Consider the following 16,015-nt stretch of genomic DNA (forward strand, 5'->3'; position numbering starts at 1 on the left):
CCATCCGGGGTGCGGCGGGTGGAAATTCCCCCACAGCCGCGGACAAGCCAGGCCCTGAACGGGCGAGCGGCGGAGGAATCTGAAAGGAGCTGCAGGCGGATCGCCAGCGGCCGGGGCCGTTCTGCAGGCCCGAATTATGCCGTGAACCGGCCCGCCCGGGAACCCGCCCGGCCGATCCGGCGGTGCAAAAACGTGTCCGGAATCGAACGATCGGTGCGGCGGAGGTATGATCGGGACTCGCAGCCCTTGCAACGCATCGCCCATCCGCTGGAGGAATGAATGGCAGGAAACCTGGTAATCGTATGCCGCGATCAGGACGCCGAGGCGTTCTATCACCTGATGCAGGAGTATGGGACGTTCCAGACGCGGCTGTCGTCGACGGCCTGGTACCTGAACATGAACATCGTGCCCGAGACGCTCCAGGACGACATCCTGGACCGGCTCGGCAAGTACACGACGCTCTATATCTTCGACGCGAAGAGCGTCACCTACAACACCATCGACAGCAACGCGGCCGAAACGCTGAGCACGCTGTTCGGCGAGTAGGCCCGCCGCCCGGCGCCTGCGCCCGCCGGGCGCCGCGCTCATGCGGTCACGAAGTCGCCGCCTGCGGCGCTTCCTTCGACATCACGTCGAGCGGGAAGGTCATCGTGATCTGCAAGCCCCCCTCTTCCCGGTTGCCGATCTCGCACGCGCCGCCCGTGCGCTGCACGAGCCGCTCGACGATCGCGAGCCCGAGCCCGCTGTGGCCGTTGCCGCCGCGCGCCGGGTCGAGCCGCACGAACGGCCGGCTCGCGTCGGCCAGGTCGCGCGGCGCGATGCCCTTGCCGTGGTCGCTGACCGTCAGCGCATAGCCCTCGGGGGTGCGCGCGGTCGCGATCGTCACGGGCGGCGCGCCGTAGGCGTGCGCGTTGTCGAGCAGGTTCGACAGGATCCGGTCGAGCGACGCGGTCGGCAGCCGGAAGCCCGGCCCCGCGTTCAGCTCGGTCCGCACCGCCGGCGCGTTGGGCGCCACCGCACGGTAGGTTCTCGCCACCCGCTCGCAGGCCTGGTCGACCTCGACCACTTCGCTGCGATCGGCGCCGCCGTGCGCGAACACGAGGAACTGGTCGACGATGTGCGACATCGAGTCGACGTCGCGCACCACGCCGTCGCGCAGGCGCGCGTCGTCCATCATCTCGGCCCGCAGCCGCATGCGCGCGAGCGGCGTGCGCAGGTCGTGCGCGACACCCGCGAGCATCACCGCGCGATCGTTTTCCGCGCCCGACACCTGCTGGACCATCTGGTTGAAGCCGCGCGTCAGCTGGCGCAGCTCGCGCGGGCCGCGCTCGCGCAGCGGCGGCACCGGCATGCCGCGGCCGAAGCGCGCGACCGCGCGCGCGAGCGAACGCAGCGGCTGCTGCAGCTGCCAGGCGGCGAACAGCGCGGCCATCACCGCCGCCGAGAAGATCATCACGAGCCACAGCACCATCCGGTCGAGCGAACGCGGCGGGCGCAGCGGCTGCGCGGGCACCACGATCCATTCGGCGTCGGACGGTTCCTTCACCCACAGCACGGGCGGCCGGCCCGGCGCGCCGATCCGCACCTGGGTGCCGGCCGGCATGCGCTCGCGCAGGTCGTCGACGAAACGCCGCAGCGGCACCGGCAGGTCCGGATCGTCGCGCGGCACGTCGGGGCTGTCCGGCGGCACGAGCCGCACCCGCGACGGCAGCGGCTGGCCGGGCGCGCGCTCGGCGTGCTGGCGCACCGCGTCGACGAGGAAGGCGGCTTCCTCGACCGCGTAGCGCGCCTGAAACTGGTTGCGCTCGAGCCGGATCGCCGTGTACCACGCGAAATGCGACAGCAACAGCACCCCCACCACGAGGAGTGCCAGCCGCCCGAACAGCGAATCAATGGGTTTGCGCATGAGCCTCGCCGTTCGGCACGAACACGTAGCCGCGGCCCCGTACCGTCTGGATGAAACGCGGCGTCGACGGATCGCTCTCGAGGATGCGGCGCAGGCGCCAGACCTGCACGTCGATGCCGCGGTCGGTGCCGTCGTATTCCGGCCCGTGCAGCAGCTCCAGGAGGCGCTCGCGGGTCAGCGTGCGCAGCGCGTTGTTGACGAAGATCTTCAGGAGCGCGAATTCGCTGCTCGACAGCGTCGCCGGCTTGCCGTCGACGGCCAGCGTGCGGGCCTGGAAATCGAGCACGAAGCGGCCGAACGCGTACGGCTCGCGCTGCTCGGGCGCCGCCGCCGACGGCGTCGTGCGGCGCCGCCGCAGCACCGCCTGCACGCGCGCGAGCAGCTCGCGCGGGTTGAACGGCTTGCCGAGGTAGTCGTCCGCGCCCAGTTCGAGGCCGACGATGCGGTCGACGTCGTCCGCGCGCGCGGTCAGCATGATCACGGGGATGTCGTCGCCCGCCGCGCGCAGCTGCCGCAGCGCGGTCAGGCCGTCGACGCCCGGCATCATGAGATCGAGCACGATCAGGTCGGGACGCTCGCGTTCGAGGCGCTTTTCGAGCGATGCGGCGTCGTGCAGGACCGACACCTCCATGCCCTGGCGAACGAGGTAGTCGCGCAGCAGGTCGCGCAGTTCTTGGTCGTCGTCGACGATGAGGATCTGGGTAGTCATGGCGTGAAGTTTATCGTGCAGGTTGGGAGACTTAGGAGAAACAACGTTCCGAAAGGGTTACTGCGGGTTACGACGCAAGGGAAGTGTAATGGCTGGTAAACACCCTCCGCCGTCGCGTAACACGCCGCGGGTAGCGCTTGGCTACGCTGCGTCTTACCGGATGCCGGCGAGCGTCGGCGCAATCGCTGGACGCCCGCCGCATCGTGGCCCCGTTCACACAGGAGTATCCGAAATGTATAAGAAGATGTCCCGGGTGGCCATCGCCGCCTCCGCCGTGCTCGCCCTTGCCTTCGGCGCCACCGCCCAAGCCGCGCCTGCCGACCAGCCGCCGTCCGGCGGCCCCGGCATGCACCGGATGCACGACGGGCACGAAGGCGGTCCGTTCATGATGATGAAGCGCCTGCACGACAAGCTGAACCTGTCCACCGCGCAGGAACAGCAGTGGCAGGCCGCCCTCAACACCATGAAGCAGAACGGCGCGGCGATGCGCAAGAACCACGAGCAGATCCGCCAGCAGTTCGCCGCCCAGCGGAACCAGCCGATCCTCGACATGAACGCGCTGCACGCGGCCCGCCAGCAGGTCGAGCAACAGAACGCGCAGCTGCGCGAACAGACTTCGGCCGCCTGGCTCGCGTTCTACAACGGCCTGAACGACCAGCAGAAGACCACCGTCAGCACGGCGTTCAAGGAGCACATGGCGAAGATGGCGCAGCGCCACGAGAAGATGAAGGAACGCTGGCAGCAGCACCGCGCCGCGCAAGGCGCGTCGGCCGCCGCGCCGGCCCAGCCGCAGTAAGCGCCTGCCGCGGCCTCCCGGGCCGCGCTCATGACAACGCCGCGCCGGGGTTCGCGCCCCGTCGCGGCGTTTTCACGCGCGGGCGGCGAGGCGCGCGATCGGGTGGCAGCCGCCTTGCGCCTTGCGCCTTCCACCTTCCACCTTCCACCTTCCACCTTCCACCGTCCACCGTCCACCTTCCACCTTCCGCCTTCCGCCTTCCGCCTTCCGCCGACCGTCACCCCAGATCGAACAGCAGCACCTCCGCCTGCTCGCCGCACGCGAACGAGACCGCGTCGACCCCGCCGATCCGCGCGCCGTCGCCCGCCTCCAGCCGCTCGCCGTTGACCGCCAGCGCGCCGCGCACAACGTGCACATAGGCGCGCCGCCTCGCCGCGAGGTCGAACACGGCCCGCTCCGGGCCGTCGAACAGCCCGACGTAGATCGCCGCGTCGGCGCGCAGCGACAACACCCCGTCGCGCCCGCCCGGCGCCGCGAGCGCCCGCAGCCCGCGCCGGCCGTGCTCCGCGCGGCGCTGCCCCGCATAGTCCGGCCGCCCGCCGCGCTCGCCCGGCCGCAGCCAGATCTGCAGCAGGCGCAGCGGCAGGGCGCACGACGCGTTGTAGGTGCTGTGCAGCATCCCCCGCCCGGCGCTCAGCCGCTGCGCATCGCCCGCCCGCAGGATCGCGCCGTTGCCCATGCTGTCGCGATGCGCGAGCGCCCCCTCCAGCACGTAGGTGACGATTTCCAGGTCGCGATGCGGGTGCAGGCTGAAACCGCGGGTCGGCGCGATGCATTCGTCATTGAGCGCGTACAGCGCGCCGAGCGGCGGGTGCGGGTCGTCGGGCGCATCGGGCGCCGCGAAACTGCGGTGGCGTTCGAGCCACCCCTGGCTGGCATGGTCGCGCTCGGCCGCGCGGCGAATCCGGAACATGGCGGTCTCCGTTCGATTGAATGGCACGGAACCAATGTAGGGGCGCACCCCTCGCGCAACAATCCGCGCGTCCGCACCGGATCGTTGCCCGGATCGCGCCAATCGCCCGCCCGGCGGCCCGCGCCAGTTTCTTCCGGGGCCCGGTCGGGGTTCGGGTAAAATACCGCGCTTTTGGCCGTCCCTTCCCTGCGGGAGGCGACGAGAAAAGCCGGCGAACGCGAATTTTGGCTACCTAGAATACGGCCGGCACGCCGCGCCCCGGCTCATCCCGGCACGCGGCCCAGGCAGTCAGGAAGAGGAACGACATGAAGAAGCTCGCCCTGTGCGCAGCCCTCGCCCTTGCGGCGGGCGGCGCCTTCGCGAAAGATTGGAAGACCGTGCGGATCGGCGTCGACGCCAGCTATCCGCCGTTCGAATCGACGGCCCCCAGCGGCGACATCGTCGGTTTCGACGTCGACCTGACCAAGGAGGTCTGCAAGCGGATCAACGCGAAGTGCGTCTGGGTCCCGCAGGATCTCGACGGCATCATCCCCGCACTGAAGGCCAAGAAGTTCGACGTGATCGTGTCGTCGCTGACGATCACCGACAAGCGCCGCGAGCAGATCGACTTCTCCGACAAGCTGTACGACGCGCCCGCGCGCATGATCGCGCCGGCCGGCTCGCCGCTGCGGCCCACGGTCGAATCGCTGAAGGGCAAGCGGGTCGGGGTCGAGCAGGGCTCGACCCAGGAAACCTTCGCGAAGACCCACTGGGAACCGCAGGGCGTGACGATCGTCCCCTACCAGAACCAGGACCAGGTCTACGCCGACCTCGGTTCGGGCCGGCTCGACGCCGCGCTGCAGGACGAGCTGCAGGCCGACTACGGTTTCCTGCGCACGGCGCGCGGCAAGGGCTTCGCCTGGGCCGGCCCGGACGTGAAGGATCCGAAGACCCTCGGCGACGGCACCGCGATGGGCCTGCGCAAGGAGGATATCGACCTGAAGGAGAAGATCAATCAGGCGCTGGCCGCGATGCACAAGGACGGGACGTACGACAGGCTGTCGCACCGCTACTTCTCGTTCAGCATCTATTCGGCGAAGTAAGCCGGTCGCGCGGCCGCCCGCGAGGCGACCGCGCGCCGATCACGCGCTGCCCGCGCCGCGGCCGGGCAGTCCGATACGCACGGGGCGTTCCGCACAGCGCGGGGCGCGTCTTTCGCGACGCCGCGCGCGCGTCGTCAAGGACTTCATATGTTTCTTCAAGGCTACGGCCCGCTGATTCTTTCCGGCACCTGGCAGACCGTCAAGCTTGCGGTGCTGTCGCTGGTGCTCTCGTTCCTGCTCGGCCTGCTCGGCGCGGCGGCGAAGCTGTCGCGCAACCGCCTGTCACAGGGCGCCGGCACGCTGTATACGACGCTGATCCGCGGCGTGCCCGACCTGGTGCTGATGCTGCTCTTGTTCTACAGCCTGCAGATCTGGCTGAACCAGCTGACCGACCTGATGAACTGGGATCAGATCGACATCGATCCGTTCGCGGCCGGCGTGCTGGTGCTCGGCTTCATCTACGGCGCGTACTTCACCGAGACCTTCCGCGGCGCGTTCCTGTCGGTGCCGCGCGGCCAGCTCGAGGCGGGCAGCGCGTACGGCATGACGAACTGGCAGGTGTTCACGCGGATCATGTTCCCGCAGATGATGCGCTTCGCGCTGCCGGGCATCGGCAACAACTGGCAGGTGCTCGTCAAGTCGACCGCGCTCGTGTCGATCATCGGCCTCGCGGACGTCGTCAAGGCCTCGCAGGACGCCGGCAAGGGCACGCTGCGGTTCTTCTTCTTCACCCTGCTGGCCGGCGCGATCTACCTCGCGATCACGACGATCTCGAACTTCGTGCTGATGTGGCTTGAAAAGCGTTACTCGACCGGCGTCCGAAAGGCAGACCTATGATCGACCTGATCCAAGAATACTGGCGCAACTACCTGTATACCGACGGGTATCGCTTCACGGGCCTCGCGATCACGCTGTGGCTGCTCGTCGTGTCGATCGGCATCGGCTTTTGCCTGTCGGTCCCGCTCGCGGTCGCGCGCGTGTCGAAGAGGAAATGGCTGTCGGGCGCGGTGTGGCTCTACACCTACGTGTTCCGCGGCACCCCGCTCTACGTGCAGCTGCTGCTCTGCTACACGGGCCTCTACAGCCTGCAGGCGGTGCGCGGCACGCCGCTCCTCGATTCGTTCTTCCGCGACGGCATGAACTGCACGCTGCTCGCGTTCACGCTCAACACCTGCGCGTATACGACCGAGATCTTCGCGGGCGCGATCAAGGCCACCTCGTACGGCGAGATCGAGGCGGCGCGCGCCTACGGGATGTCGAGCTTCACGCTGTACCGGCGCGTCGTGCTGCCGTCGGCGCTGCGGCGCGCGCTGCCGCTGTACAGCAACGAAGTGATCCTGATGCTGCACGCGACCACGGTCGCGTTCACCGCGACCGTGCCCGACATCCTCAAGATCGCGCGCGACGTGAATTCGGCGACCTACATGTCGTTCCACGCGTTCGGCATCGCCGCCCTGCTCTATCTCTCGATCTCGTTTACGCTCGTGTGGCTGTTCCGCCGCGCCGAGCACCGCTGGCTCGCCTACCTGCGCCCGCAGGGCAAGTAAGCCGCGCCAGGACCCTCTGATGACTACCCAGATGCACAAGCTTTTCGTCGACGATCTTCACAAGCAGTACGGCAGCAACGAGGTGCTCAAGGGCGTGTCGCTGAAAGCGAACGCCGGCGACGTGATCAGCGTGATCGGCTCGTCCGGTTCGGGCAAGAGCACGATGCTCCGCTGCATCAACTTCCTCGAGCAGCCCAATGCGGGCCGCATCTTCGTCGACGGCGAAGAAGTCCGCACCGCGCGCGACAAGGGCGGCGCGCTCAAGGCCGCCGACCCGCAGCAGCTGCGCCGCGTGCGCACCAAGCTCGCGATGGTGTTCCAGCACTTCAACCTGTGGTCGCACCTGAACGTGCTGGAGAACGTGATCGAGGCCCCCGTCAACGTGCTGGGGCTGTCGAAGCGCGAGGCCGAGGAACGCGCGCGCGAATACCTGGAGAAGGTGGGGCTCGCGCCGCGCCTCGAGAAGCAGTATCCGTCGCACCTGTCGGGCGGCCAGCAGCAGCGCGTCGCGATCGCGCGCGCGCTGGCGATGCAGCCGGACGTGATGCTGTTCGACGAGCCGACTTCCGCGCTCGATCCGGAACTGGTCGGCGAAGTGCTGAAGGTGATGCAGAAGCTGGCCGAGGAAGGCCGCACCATGATCGTCGTCACGCACGAGATGGGCTTCGCGCGCAACGTGTCGAACCACGTGATGTTCCTGCACCAGGGCCGCGTCGAGGAAGAAGGCGCGCCCGCCGAGGTGTTCGGCGGCACCCGCAGCGAACGCCTGAAGCAGTTCCTGTCCGGCAGCCTCAAGTAACGGCCGGGCCGCGGCGGCGGGCGGCGCGCGCCGGGGCGAAGCCACCCGCCCGCGCGCCGGCAGCCCGCGCCATTCAAGGCGCGCTTGCCCTCGCTCAGCCCGCGGCGGCGGGCGCGTCGGCGGCCGCGGCGCGCAGCGCGTCGCCCGCGAGCCGGTAGCGCACCCACTCGGGCTGCGCGGCCGCGCCCAGCGCCTCGTAGAAGCGGATCGCCGGCGCATTCCAGTCGAGCACGCTCCATTCGAAACGGCCGCAACCCTCCTCCACCGCGATGCGCGCCAGCGCGCGCATCAGCGCCTGACCCACGCCCGCGCCGCGCGCATGCGGCGCCACGTAGACATCCTCGAGGTACAGGCCGGCCTGGCCGAGCCAGGTCGAATACGAGCGGCAGTACACCGCGAACCCGGCCGCCTCGCCGCCCACCTCGACGATCAGCGCACGCGCGGCGGGCGTCGCGCCGAACAGGCTGCGCTCGATCGATTCGACGGTCGCGACGACCTGGTCGCGCGCGTTTTCATACTCGGCCAGCTCGGTCACGAAGCGCAGGATCAGCGCGGCGTCGGCGCGCGCGGCGGGGCGAATCCAGGTAGTCAAGGCACGGCTCCTCGGTTGCATCGGATGACGGGCGCAGCACTGGCGCCGCCGGACCCCTCATGCTACGGTGTGCCCCTTCATGCAGGAAGTGCAATTTCTTCATCCAGACATGAAATCCATGCATTCCGATCTGCGCCGCCTCGACCTCAATCTGCTGCTCGTGTTCGACGCGCTGTGCCGCCATCGCTCGGTGAGCGCGGCCGCGCACGAGATGGCGCTGAGCCCCTCCGCGCTGAGCCACGCGCTCGCGCGCCTGCGCCAGGCGACGGGCGACGAGCTGTTCGTGCGGCTCGGCAACGCGATGCAGCCGACGGCGCGCGCCGAACAGATGGCGGGATGGGTCGGCGACGCTCTCGGCGTGATGTCGCAGGGCCTGCAGCGCACCCGCCATTTCGATCCCGCGGACAGCGACCACACCTTCGTGTTCGCGGCGACCGACTACACGGCGTTCGCGGTCCTGCCCGCGTTCATCGCGCGCATGCAGCAGCAGGCGCCGCGGCTGCGCTTCCGGATCGTCTATTCGAGCCGCCGCGTCGCGACCGACGACCTCGCCTCGGGCCGCGTCGACTTCGCGCTCGGCTACAACGACGATCCGGCCGCCCATGCGACGGGCGTCGAGGAGTTCGACTGGTTCTCCGACGACTACGTGGTGATCGCGCGCGATCCGCATCCGCGCATCGACGGCCCGTTGAGCCTCGACCAGTACCTGGCCGAGCGGCACGTGGTGGTGACGCCCTGGAACGAACCGCGCGGCATGGTCGACCACGTGCTCGAACGGCTCGGACTCGCGCGCGATGTCGCCGTGCAACTGCCGACCGTGCTGGCCGCGCCGTTCATCATCGCCGACTCGGCGCTGCTGATGACGGTGCCGCACCGCGCCGCGCTCGCGCTGCGCCACGCCGCGCCGATCCGGATCCTCGATGCGCCGTTCGAGATACCGCGCTACACGGTCAAGGTCTACACCCATGCGCAGCGCGCGCGCACCGACGCGCATCAATGGCTGCGCGCGCAACTATTGCAGGCCGTGCCCGCGTTCGACTGAAACCGCGGACGCCGGCTGAAATTACTAAATGCTTACCAAATAGGAGCAATTTCGCACTACGCCTGACAATTATCACCGTCAATACTCGCAATCCTTGAGCCTCCCCGTGCGAAATCGTGAGTCCCTTATTCGACAAGGGTAGCGCCCATCTTACGCATGCCGCGCGTGCGACCTGCCGCACACCATCATTGCAATTTGGCGACACGGGCTAGTCAAACAACGATTTTCGTCGCCACCAAAGTGTATTTTTGCTAAATTAGTAACCAAAGTAGCAAAACGAAGATCATGAAAAGTAGTTTTACTTCATGACAACAAGGAGACCCCGGCAGGCCCATCCGGTCGCACGGGTTCGCAAAACGGTCCATCCGTCGCTCCCGACGTGCACTGCCCAGCCGGCCCCGCACGCGGTCTCCCTGGTTATCCCAATTTTGTCCGGAATCCGGTTCCGGACATCTCGCGTGGTACTGGGTTGACTTTTTGACAGGGTATGGAGGAGATGATGAAGAAAGCTTTGCTCGCGGCGGCACTGATGACCGCCGGGGTGGCGGCGCAGGCTCAAAGCAGCGTCACGCTGTACGGCCGGATCGACGCCGGCATCGAGTATATGAACGGCCTGCCCAGCGCGAACGGCGGCAGCGCGAGCCGCTGGCGTGCCGAAAGCGGCAACTGGGGCACCAGCCTGTGGGGCTTGAAGGGCTCCGAGGACATCGGCGGCGGCAACAAGGTGGTGTTCCAGCTGGAAGGCAGCTTCAACACGATGGACGGCACCGGCCCGGGCGGCGGCAGCCTCTGGAATCGCTGGGCGACGATCGGTATCGCCAACGACAGCTACGGTACCCTGCTGCTCGGCCGCGAACTCGCGATCGCGAACGGCGTGTGGGACTTCGATCCGTTCGGCCAGTCGTCGTGGTCGACCGCGTCGCTCGTGCGCGGCCGTAACTGGAACAAGACCAGCAACAACATCTCGTATCAGTCGCCGAAATTCTACGGCTTCGACGTGTACGGCCAGTACTCGCTGTCGAACGCGACCAACTGGAACGGCAACGGCAGCACCGGCCAAGGTCGCAGCGAAGGCCTGCAGGTCACCTACACGAACGCGCTGTTCCAGGTGCGCGGCGTCTACGACGAAGCGCGCAACCCGGTCACCGGCCAGCTCGACGACGTGTTCAACTACTCGCGCGAATACTTCGCGGGCGTGAACGTGTTCCTCGGCCAGTTCAAGCTGCAGGCGGCCTATCAGTCGTCGCACGCGAACTCCACCGCGGGCAATCCGGCCAACAACGGCGTCACGACCACCCAGCAGGTCTGGGGCGGCGTGACCTGGCAGGCCACGCCGGCTGCCGCGCTGATCGCCGCCGTGTACCACGTGAACGCCAACAACGGCGGCGGCAACGCGAACATCTACACGGTCGGCGGCTCGTACAACCTGTCGAAGCGCACGCTGCTCGACCTGCAGGTCGCGACGGTGCGCAACAGCAAGACCGCGAACTTCGGCCTGAACGCGAACCCGGCGGGTACGGACATCGCGAACGGCAATCCGAAGTTCGGCGGCAGCCAGACGGGCGTGTACGCGGGCATCCAGCACCTGTTCTGAGCCGCGCGCGGCTGATTCCAACTCAAGACGAAGTTTTCACGCTGCTGCGAGAGGCGCGTATCGGTGCGGTACCCACCCGGGTATCGCACCGTTTTTTATTGTCTCGTCGGACATCGGGCAACGCGCCCGTTCAGACCGCCGCCTCGTTCTCCTCGCCGGTGCGGATCCGGATCACGCGTTCGACGTCCGACACGAAGATCTTGCCGTCGCCGATCTTGCCGGTGCGCGCGGCGCCGATCACCGCGTCGATCACCTGGTCGACCTGGCTCGCGGCGACCACCACCTCGATCTTCATCTTGGGCAGGAAGTCGACCACATACTCCGCGCCGCGATACAGTTCGGTATGCCCCTTCTGCCGGCCGAAACCCTTGACCTCGGTGACCGTGAGCCCGGTCAGGCCGACCTCGGCGAGCGCCTCGCGAACTTCGTCGAGCTTGAACGGCTTGATGATGGCGGTGATGCGTTTCATGATGGTGCCCCTCTGATTGAATGAAAGTCTCGCTCCGCCGCGCGGCATGCCGCGCGGCCCATGCCCTGCCCGCCGCGCGTCAGTCGATCCGCTCCGCGAACCGCGACGTGATCGGGTAGCGCCAGTCGCGCCCGAACGCGCGATGCGTGACGCGGATCCCGATCGGCGCCTGGCGGCGCTTGTATTCGTTGATCTTGATGAGCCGCGTGACACGCGTCACATCCGCCTGCGCATAACCCGCCGCGACGATCTCCGAAAGCGGCCGGTCCTCCTCCATGTACATCCGCATGATCGCGTCGAGCACCTCGTACGGCGGCAGGCTGTCCTGGTCGGTCTGGTTCTCGCGCAGTTCCGCCGACGGCGCGCGCGTCAGGATCCGCTCGGGGATGATGTCGCGCGAGTCGTACTCGGCCGCCCCGTTGCGGTAGTGGCACAGCCGGTAGACCAGCGTCTTCGCGATGTCCTTGATGACCGCGAAGCCGCCCGCCATGTCGCCGTACAGCGTGCAGTAGCCGACCGCCATCTCGCTCTTGTTGCCCGTCGTCAGCACGATCGAGCCGAACTTGTTCGACAGCGCCATCAGCAGCGTGCCGCGGATGCGCGCCTGGATGTTCTCCTCGGTCGCGTCCTCCGCGCGCCCCGCGAACTCGCTCGCGAGCGCGCCGCGGAACGCGTCGAACATCGGCGCGATCGCGATCTCGTCGTAGCGCACGCCGACCCGGCGCGCCATCTCGGCCGCGTCGGTCGTCGAGATGTCCGCGGTATAGCGCGACGGCATCATCACCGCGCGCACGCGCTCCGCGCCCAGCGCGTCGCACGCGATCGCGAGCACCAGCGCCGAATCGACGCCGCCCGACAGGCCGATCAGCGCGCCCGGGAAACCGTTCTTGCCGATGTAGTCGCGCACGCCGAGCACCAGCGCGCGATACACCTGCGCCTCGACCGTCAGCGTCGGCTCGATCGCGCCCGGCAGCGGCCGCGCGCCGTCGAACTCGACGATCGCGTGGCCCTCGGCGAACTGCTGCATCCGCGCGACCAGTTCGCCCGCGCCGTCGAGCACGAACGAGCCGCCGTCGAACACCAGTTCGTCCTGGCCGCCGACGAGGTTCACGTACACGACGGGCAGCCCGGTCTCGCGGATCCGCGCGCGCAGGATGTCGACGCGCACCGCCTCCTTGTTCAGGTGGTACGGCGAGCCGTTCGGCACGAGCAGCACCTGCGCGCCCGCCGCCTTCGCGATCTGCGCGGCCGACGCATGCCAGACGTCCTCGCAGATCACCACGCCGTAGCGCGTGCCATGCAGGTCGAACACGAACGGCTCGGCATCGGTCGCGAAATAGCGCTTCTCGTCGAACACCTCGGCGTTCGGCAGGTCCTGCTTCCGGTAGGTGCCGACGATCTCGCCGCCGACGATCAGCGACGCCGCGTTGTAGGTGTCGGCGGGCGCCGCGCCGCGCTCGATCGGGCGGTTTGCATTACCATCGGCGCTGGGCGCGCGCAGCGGATGGCCGACCAGCACCGCGAGGCCGTCGAGCGGCTTCAGCTGCGCGGCCAGCTCCGCGAGCGCGGCGGCCGAGGCCGCGTAGAACGCCGGACGCAGCAGCAGATCCTCGGGCGGATAGCCCGACAGCGCGAGTTCCGGCGTGATCAGGAGGTGTGCGCCATCCTGGTGCGCGGCGTGCGCGGCGGCCACCAGCCGCGCGACGTTGCCGGCGAAATCGCCGACGGTGACGTTGAGTTGGGCAAGAGCGATACGAGTCTTCATGACGGGATCAGCGGCGGCCTCGCCGGCGCGCCGCGCGAACGGCTTTGGATAAACCTGCCGGCGGACGCCGCGGCGTCCGCCACATGGAACGGAACGGATTGATACCGTTGAAACACGAACGCATCGATTATCGCACGGGCATTCTGTCCTCTCCGCTCGACGCGGACCCGGCCGAATGGGACGCCCTCCTCGCCGCCTCCGGGCGGCCGACGCCGTTCCTGCGCCACGCCTTCCTGAGCGCGCTGCACGGCGCGCACTGCGCGGTCGACGACACCGGCTGGACGCCGCGCTACGTGGTGCTCACCGACCCGCGCACGGGCCGCCTCGCGGCCGCCGCGCCGGCCTACCTGAAGAGCCACTCGTACGGCGAATACGTGTTCGACTGGGCCTGGGCCGACGCCTACCAGCGCAACGGCGTGCCCTACTATCCGAAGCTGCTGTGCGCGGTGCCGTTCACGCCGGTCCAGGGCGCGCGCCTCCTCGCCGTCGACGACGATGCGCGCCGCCAGCTGGCCGCGACGCTCGTCGCGCTCGCCGGGCAGAGCGAGGTATCGTCGCTGCATGTGTTGTTCCCGACCGAGGCCGAGGCCGAGCTGCTCGCCGGGCTCGGGATGATGCTGCGCGAGGGCGTGCAGTTCCATTGGCTCAACCAGGGCTATCGCGACTTCGACGCGTTTCTCGCGACGCTCGAACAGAAGAAGCGCAAGAACATCCGCGCGGAACGCCGCAAGGTCGCGGACGCCGGCATCACGTTCCGCCGCGTGCGCGGCGAGGACGCGAGCGACGCCGACTGGCGCTTTTTCTCGCGCTGCTACCAGCGCACTTACCGCGAGCACTATTCGACGCCCTACCTGAACCTCGAATTCTTCCGCACCCTCGGCGCGACGATGCCGGACAACCTGCTGCTCGTGATCGCGGAGCATGCGGGCAAGCCGATCGCGAGCGCGCTCGCCGTCTACCAGCGCGGCCCGGACGGCGGCGGCACGCTGTACGGCCGCTACTGGGGCGCGCTCGAGGACGTGCCTTGCCTGCACTTCGAGACCGCGTATTACCAACTGCTCGATTTCTGCATCGAGGAGCGGCTCGACGCCTTCGAGGGCGGCGCGCAGGGCGAGCACAAGCTCGCGCGCGGCTTCCTGCCGACCGTCACGCGCTCCGCGCACTGGCTCGCGCATCCGGCGTTCGCGGATGCGGTCGGGCGCTTCCTCGAACGCGAGACCGGCCACATCCACGCGTATGTCGACGAACTGCGAGAACACAATCCGTTCAAGGACGGCGCGGGCTGAAACGAGGCGGCCCGGCGCTTTTCTGAGACACTGGCGGCTTCGCGTTCCGCCTTCCCTTCATGTCCTGGCATCTCTACCTGATCGAATGCGCCGACGGCAGCGTGTACACCGGCATCACCACCGATGTCGCGACGCGCTTCGAGCAGCATGCGAACGGCACGGGCGCGCGCTACACGCGCGCGCGCAAGCCGCTCGCCGTGCTCGCGTCGTTTCCGCTGCCCGACCGCTCGAGCGCCTCGCGCGCCGAATACTGGGTGAAACGGCTCACGCCCGTGCAAAAGCGCGAGCTGGCGGCCGGCGTGCGCACGCTCGAATCGGTGCTGCCGGTCGCGGCGGCGGTGCCGGTCGAGGTGAAAGCGGAGGCCGGCGAGGCAGCCGCCGATGACGCGGAAGTCGCCGCCACGCCGCCCGCCCGGGCCAAACGAAGCAGACGCGCCGGGGAGAACGCCGCCGCGGCCGGGAGCAAGACCGCAGTCAAACGCGAAACCCGGCGCAAAGTCCAGGCCAAAACCAGCGGGAGCGTCGACGTCGGTGTCGAAGCCAAGGTCAAGACGAAAGCCAAAGCCGGAGCCGGAGCCGGAGCCGGAGCCGGAGCAAAAGTAAAAGCGGGTGCGGGTGCGGGTGCGGGTGCGGGTGCGGGTGCGGGTGCGGGTGCGGGTGCGGGTGCGGGTGCGGGTGCCAAGGCTAAAGCCAAAGCCGGCGTCAAAACCGAAGCCAAGGCCCAAATCAAAACCCAGGCCAAGCCCCCCGGCCCCAAGCGCGGCCCGGCCAAAGAAGCCGTCCTTGCCTCCGCGCCGCCGCGGCGCGCGCGCAAAACAAAACCGCGCGGCCTCCAGGGAGACTCGCGCGGTTCGTGATGCGCTTCGACGTCGCGACCGGCATGCGCCGGCCGCGCCGCCGCATGCCGGCTTACTTCTTGAAGTTCGCCACGCCGTCGGTGATTTCCTTGTGCGCCGCGTCGATGCCGGCCCAGCCCTCGACCTTCACCCACTTGCCCTTCTCGAGCGCCTTGTACTGTTCGAAGAAGTGCTTGATCTGATCCTTCAGGTAGCCCGGCACGTCGTCCATCGACTTCAGGTTCGCCGTCATCGGGCAGACCTTGTCGTGCGGCACCGCGACCAGCTTCGCGTCGACGCCCGACTCGTCGGTCATCTGCAGCATGCCGAGCGCGCGCGCGCGCACGACCGAGCCGGCCAGCAGCGGGAACGGCGTGATCACGAGCACGTCGACGGGATCGCCGTCGCCCGACAGCGTCTGCGGAATGAAGCCGTAGTTGACCGGGTAACGCATGCCCGTGCCGATGAAGCGATCGACCACGAGCAGGCCCAGTTCCTTGTCGGCCTCATACTTCACCGGCTCGCTCTGCGCCGGAATTTCGATGATGACGTTGAAGTCTTGCGGCAGGTCCTTGCCGGCCGGAACGTTGCTAAAGCTCATAGTGTGCTCTGAGGTTCGAGTGGTGGAATTCGGGACAGGGTGCGCCACGATAGCGCGGCCCCGGAAGAATGCGCCATT

At 68.4% G+C, this 16,015-nt stretch carries 17 protein-coding genes; 10 read left to right on the plus strand and 7 right to left on the minus strand.

All coding sequences use genetic code 11. From position 1 onward, the window contains the following. Positions 1-279: 279 nt before the first annotated feature. On the plus strand, positions 280-546 hold the full coding sequence (locus AC1RQF_RS24185) for a double-stranded DNA-specific endonuclease (protein WP_252982384.1): 267 nt from the start codon (positions 280-282) through the stop codon (positions 544-546). Positions 547-592: 46 nt separating this feature from the next. Here the strand turns inward: AC1RQF_RS24185 and AC1RQF_RS24190 are convergent, their stop codons facing one another. Beyond that, positions 593-1,906 (minus strand): ATP-binding protein, encoded by a 1,314-nt coding sequence (locus tag AC1RQF_RS24190; protein WP_273998610.1) that lies wholly within the window; start codon positions 1,904-1,906, stop codon positions 593-595. After that, positions 1,890-2,615 (minus strand): response regulator, encoded by a 726-nt coding sequence (locus AC1RQF_RS24195; RefSeq protein WP_252982387.1) that lies wholly within the window; start codon positions 2,613-2,615, stop codon positions 1,890-1,892. Before AC1RQF_RS24195 ends, AC1RQF_RS24190 begins: the two co-directional genes overlap by 17 nt. A gap of 232 nt (positions 2,616-2,847) precedes the next feature. Between AC1RQF_RS24195 and AC1RQF_RS24200 the strand changes: the two genes are divergently transcribed. Then, a complete protein-coding gene (locus AC1RQF_RS24200) occupies positions 2,848-3,411 on the plus strand; it encodes a Spy/CpxP family protein refolding chaperone (RefSeq protein ID WP_492873138.1) in 564 nt (187 codons plus the stop codon). Positions 3,412-3,628: 217 nt separating this feature from the next. Here the strand turns inward: AC1RQF_RS24200 and AC1RQF_RS24205 are convergent, their stop codons facing one another. Beyond that, entirely contained in the window at positions 3,629-4,324 is a 696-nt protein-coding gene (locus AC1RQF_RS24205; RefSeq protein ID WP_273998613.1) for a pirin family protein, read from the minus strand. A 305-nt stretch (positions 4,325-4,629) separates the two neighbouring features. Between AC1RQF_RS24205 and AC1RQF_RS24210 the strand changes: the two genes are divergently transcribed. From AC1RQF_RS24210 to AC1RQF_RS24225, 4 genes are all read left to right on the plus strand, one after another. Further along, positions 4,630-5,406 carry an ABC transporter substrate-binding protein gene (locus AC1RQF_RS24210; protein WP_273998614.1) on the plus strand — a complete coding sequence of 259 codons (777 nt, stop codon included), beginning with the start codon at positions 4,630-4,632 and terminating at the stop codon, positions 5,404-5,406. Between the two features lie 147 nt (positions 5,407-5,553). Further along, positions 5,554-6,243: an ABC transporter permease gene (locus AC1RQF_RS24215; RefSeq protein ID WP_273998616.1), complete on the plus strand. Its 690-nt coding sequence runs from the start codon at positions 5,554-5,556 to the stop codon at positions 6,241-6,243. Then, entirely contained in the window at positions 6,240-6,953 is a 714-nt protein-coding gene (locus AC1RQF_RS24220) for an ABC transporter permease (RefSeq protein WP_273998617.1), read from the plus strand. Before AC1RQF_RS24215 ends, AC1RQF_RS24220 begins: the two co-directional genes overlap by 4 nt. Positions 6,954-6,972: 19 nt before the next feature. Then, on the plus strand, positions 6,973-7,752 hold the full coding sequence (locus tag AC1RQF_RS24225) for an ABC transporter ATP-binding protein (protein ID WP_273998618.1): 780 nt from the start codon (positions 6,973-6,975) through the stop codon (positions 7,750-7,752). A gap of 94 nt (positions 7,753-7,846) precedes the next feature. On the opposite strand, the gene AC1RQF_RS24230 is transcribed toward AC1RQF_RS24225, so the two are convergent. Further along, positions 7,847-8,365, minus strand: a complete 519-nt coding sequence (locus AC1RQF_RS24230; RefSeq protein ID WP_443111526.1) for a GNAT family N-acetyltransferase — start codon at positions 8,363-8,365, stop codon at positions 7,847-7,849. 67 nt (positions 8,366-8,432) lie between these two features. Between AC1RQF_RS24230 and AC1RQF_RS24235 the strand changes: the two genes are divergently transcribed. After that, a complete protein-coding gene (locus AC1RQF_RS24235) occupies positions 8,433-9,386 on the plus strand; it encodes a LysR family transcriptional regulator (RefSeq protein WP_274004350.1) in 954 nt (317 codons plus the stop codon). Between the two features lie 499 nt (positions 9,387-9,885). Next, positions 9,886-10,980, plus strand: a complete 1,095-nt coding sequence (locus tag AC1RQF_RS24240) for a porin (RefSeq protein WP_273998621.1) — start codon at positions 9,886-9,888, stop codon at positions 10,978-10,980. Positions 10,981-11,110: 130 nt separating this feature from the next. On the opposite strand, the gene AC1RQF_RS24245 is transcribed toward AC1RQF_RS24240, so the two are convergent. Together AC1RQF_RS24245 and AC1RQF_RS24250 are read right to left on the minus strand one after the other, a co-directional pair. Continuing rightward, a complete protein-coding gene (locus AC1RQF_RS24245) occupies positions 11,111-11,449 on the minus strand; it encodes a P-II family nitrogen regulator (protein ID WP_252982396.1) in 339 nt (112 codons plus the stop codon). Positions 11,450-11,528: 79 nt separating this feature from the next. Further along, entirely contained in the window at positions 11,529-13,214 is a 1,686-nt protein-coding gene (locus tag AC1RQF_RS24250) for an NAD+ synthase (protein ID WP_492873139.1), read from the minus strand. Positions 13,215-13,321: 107 nt separating this feature from the next. Here AC1RQF_RS24250 and AC1RQF_RS24255 point away from each other — a divergent pair, with 107 nt between their 5' ends. Together AC1RQF_RS24255 and AC1RQF_RS24260 are read left to right on the plus strand one after the other, a co-directional pair. After that, positions 13,322-14,500, plus strand: a complete 1,179-nt coding sequence (locus AC1RQF_RS24255) for a GNAT family N-acetyltransferase (protein WP_273998624.1) — start codon at positions 13,322-13,324, stop codon at positions 14,498-14,500. A gap of 59 nt (positions 14,501-14,559) precedes the next feature. Next, entirely contained in the window at positions 14,560-15,357 is a 798-nt protein-coding gene (locus AC1RQF_RS24260) for a GIY-YIG nuclease family protein (RefSeq protein WP_492873140.1), read from the plus strand. Positions 15,358-15,409: 52 nt separating this feature from the next. Here the strand turns inward: AC1RQF_RS24260 and ppa are convergent, their stop codons facing one another. Beyond that, the gene (ppa, locus tag AC1RQF_RS24265) at positions 15,410-15,937 is read right to left on the minus strand and encodes an inorganic diphosphatase (protein WP_273998626.1); all 528 of its coding nucleotides are present in this window, start codon (positions 15,935-15,937) and stop codon (positions 15,410-15,412) included. Between the last annotated feature and the right edge of the window lie 78 nt (positions 15,938-16,015).

Source organism: Burkholderia sp. GW821-FHT14F03, from assembly GCF_058803765.1.

Excerpts from the sequence above, each read along its gene's own strand:
- AC1RQF_RS24185 (WP_252982384.1), top strand. The coding sequence starts at position 280 with ATGGCAGGAAACCTGGTAATCGTATGCCGCGATCAGGACGCCGAGGCG.
- AC1RQF_RS24190 (WP_273998610.1), bottom strand. The coding sequence starts at position 1,906 with ATGCGCAAACCCATTGATTCGCTGTTCGGGCGGCTGGCACTCCTCGTG.
- AC1RQF_RS24195 (WP_252982387.1), bottom strand. The coding sequence starts at position 2,615 with ATGACTACCCAGATCCTCATCGTCGACGACGACCAAGAACTGCGCGAC.
- AC1RQF_RS24200 (WP_492873138.1), top strand. The coding sequence starts at position 2,848 with ATGTATAAGAAGATGTCCCGGGTGGCCATCGCCGCCTCCGCCGTGCTC.
- AC1RQF_RS24205 (WP_273998613.1), bottom strand. The coding sequence starts at position 4,324 with ATGTTCCGGATTCGCCGCGCGGCCGAGCGCGACCATGCCAGCCAGGGG.
- AC1RQF_RS24210 (WP_273998614.1), top strand. The coding sequence starts at position 4,630 with ATGAAGAAGCTCGCCCTGTGCGCAGCCCTCGCCCTTGCGGCGGGCGGC.
- AC1RQF_RS24215 (WP_273998616.1), top strand. The coding sequence starts at position 5,554 with ATGTTTCTTCAAGGCTACGGCCCGCTGATTCTTTCCGGCACCTGGCAG.
- AC1RQF_RS24220 (WP_273998617.1), top strand. The coding sequence starts at position 6,240 with ATGATCGACCTGATCCAAGAATACTGGCGCAACTACCTGTATACCGAC.
- AC1RQF_RS24225 (WP_273998618.1), top strand. The coding sequence starts at position 6,973 with ATGACTACCCAGATGCACAAGCTTTTCGTCGACGATCTTCACAAGCAG.
- AC1RQF_RS24230 (WP_443111526.1), bottom strand. The coding sequence starts at position 8,365 with ATGCAACCGAGGAGCCGTGCCTTGACTACCTGGATTCGCCCCGCCGCG.
- AC1RQF_RS24240 (WP_273998621.1), top strand. The coding sequence starts at position 9,886 with ATGAAGAAAGCTTTGCTCGCGGCGGCACTGATGACCGCCGGGGTGGCG.
- AC1RQF_RS24245 (WP_252982396.1), bottom strand. The coding sequence starts at position 11,449 with ATGAAACGCATCACCGCCATCATCAAGCCGTTCAAGCTCGACGAAGTT.
- AC1RQF_RS24250 (WP_492873139.1), bottom strand. The coding sequence starts at position 13,214 with ATGAAGACTCGTATCGCTCTTGCCCAACTCAACGTCACCGTCGGCGAT.
- AC1RQF_RS24260 (WP_492873140.1), top strand. The coding sequence starts at position 14,560 with ATGTCCTGGCATCTCTACCTGATCGAATGCGCCGACGGCAGCGTGTAC.
- ppa (WP_273998626.1), bottom strand. The coding sequence starts at position 15,937 with ATGAGCTTTAGCAACGTTCCGGCCGGCAAGGACCTGCCGCAAGACTTC.